Consider the following 1,724-nt stretch of genomic DNA (forward strand, 5'->3'; position numbering starts at 1 on the left):
GTCGACACTGGGGAACCGGTGCGCGCCCAATGCTCGAGCGGTGTGGCGCCGTCGAGGCGGCGATGCGGGCTGTGGTGATGCTCCCTTCGATCCGGGCGGCGAGGCGACGGTTGAGCGCCGAGAGGCTCGCCACATCGGCCTCGGTGAGGCGGGTCAGCACCGGTGCCCGGACGGTCTTGAACCAGCGCTCGATCTTGCCCTTGCCCGGGGGCTGATAGGCACGGGCGTGGATCAAGGCGATGCCTGGTTTGGCGCACACCAGGGCCAGGTGCGTGGAGCGATAGGCGTTGCCGTTATCGACCAACAGTTTGCTCGGCACGCCGCGGCGCAGGATCCCTTGCTCGAGCACCGGCAGGAACGTGCGGGTGTTCTCCGCGAGAGCACCAGCACCTTCGCCACCCCGAGGTGGACGCGCAACGCCGTCAGGGTCAGCGCCACCGCGGCGAACGGCTCACCGTGCATACCCTTGGCCGTCGTCAGGATGTCGTCTACGCCCTGGACGCGCCGGCGCACCCAGCGCAAGGCCCCGGGCCGCTCGACATCCAGAAGCTCGGTATCGCATAAGGCCTCCAGGCTCGGCCTCTCCTCGGCCGCGTGCACCGACGGCCTCGGAAAGGGCACCAAAGCAACCTGATCGCCGTCGGCTGAACAGGCCCTCGGCAGCCAAGTGGTTGCTGTCGTTGTTCAAAACGTTCCAAACTGCGCAAAATGCTGATTCGCCGGTGCCGAACCCCGCTATGATGCAGCGGTCTACTACCGGGTGAAGACGACGACCTGGAGGTCTTGATGGAAGCGGCACGACACGCCCGCGATCGTCATACCTATGCCGACTATCTGGCGTGGCCGGATGAGGTGCGCTACGAGTTGATCGATGGTGAGGCCTATCTGATGGCCCCGGCACCTACGTTGGAGCATCAGGAGGTCGTTGGGGAGATCTACTACCAGCTCAGGACGGCTTTGCCGGACGGGAATTGCCGTCCCTTCATTGCCCCGGTCGATGTCCGCCTGCCGCGCGTCGACGAGGCCGATGAGTTCGTCGATACGGTGGTGCAGCCCGACGTGCTGGTCGTCTGCGACCCGGCGAAGCTCGACCGGCGCGGTGTGCGCGGGGCACCGGATCTGGTCGTGGAGGTCCTGTCGCCGGCGACCGCCAGCCATGACCATCGGCGCAAGCGCCAGGTCTACGAGCGGGCCGGCGTGCGCGAATTCTGGCTGGTGCACCCGACCGACCGGATGGTGACCATCTATCGTCTCGCGGAGGGCCGGTTCGGCAAGCCCGAGATCTGCGAGCTCGCCGGGGAGACGCCGGTGGCGGCCCTGCCGGGTGTGGCGATCGCTTGGGACGATTTGGTTTTGCGCCTCCCGCCGCCCGAGGCCTGAGCGCTTGGATGACCGGTGCGCGCAAGACCAATGCCGATTTCCCGCATCGACAGGATCGAATCCCCGCAGATCGATCCCGTCAGCGGCGAGGTGTTGGGCGTCTGCGAAGACCTCGATGACTAGCCTCCCGCTACTCCGCTCGCCGCGGGGGCCGACCCCCAAGCTACGAGCGGGGTGATCTGCCCCGTTTCACTGAGGCCATCGATGACCGGGCCGGTCCGTTGCCGTTAGACCACCTCAGGCCACCTCCGTCTCGGCCGGTTGAGCGCGCAGGTGCGCAGCAGGTTGTAACAAGACCGATAAAGGACTATAAACAGTCCTAATCGATCTCAGGAGCAGGACCG

Annotated in this window: 3 protein-coding genes; 2 read left to right on the plus strand and 1 reads right to left on the minus strand. The window is 66.4% G+C overall.

Features of this window, described 5'->3' with window-relative positions; genetic code table 11:
* On the minus strand, nt 1–349 hold a 349-nt coding region (locus ABC977_RS18350), incomplete at its 3' end, for a TnsB C-terminal domain-containing protein (protein ID WP_501040255.1).
* Between the two features lie 56 nt (nt 350–405).
* Here ABC977_RS18350 and ABC977_RS18085 point away from each other — a divergent pair.
* A complete protein-coding gene (locus tag ABC977_RS18085; protein ID WP_369668665.1) occupies nt 406–564 on the plus strand; it encodes a hypothetical protein in 159 nt (52 codons plus the stop codon).
* 222 nt (nt 565–786) lie between these two features.
* Nucleotides 787–1,380: a Uma2 family endonuclease gene (locus tag ABC977_RS18090; protein ID WP_369668666.1), complete on the plus strand. Its 594-nt coding sequence runs from the start codon at nt 787–789 to the stop codon at nt 1,378–1,380.
* Nucleotides 1,381–1,724: the final 344 nt, after the last annotated feature.

Origin of the sequence: Thioalkalicoccus limnaeus, from assembly GCF_041197575.1 — a bacterium.
GTDB classification, from domain to species: Bacteria; Pseudomonadota; Gammaproteobacteria; order Chromatiales; family Chromatiaceae; genus Thioalkalicoccus; species Thioalkalicoccus limnaeus.

Excerpts from the sequence above, each read along its gene's own strand:
- ABC977_RS18090 (WP_369668666.1), top strand. The coding sequence starts at position 787 with ATGGAAGCGGCACGACACGCCCGCGATCGTCATACCTATGCCGACTAT.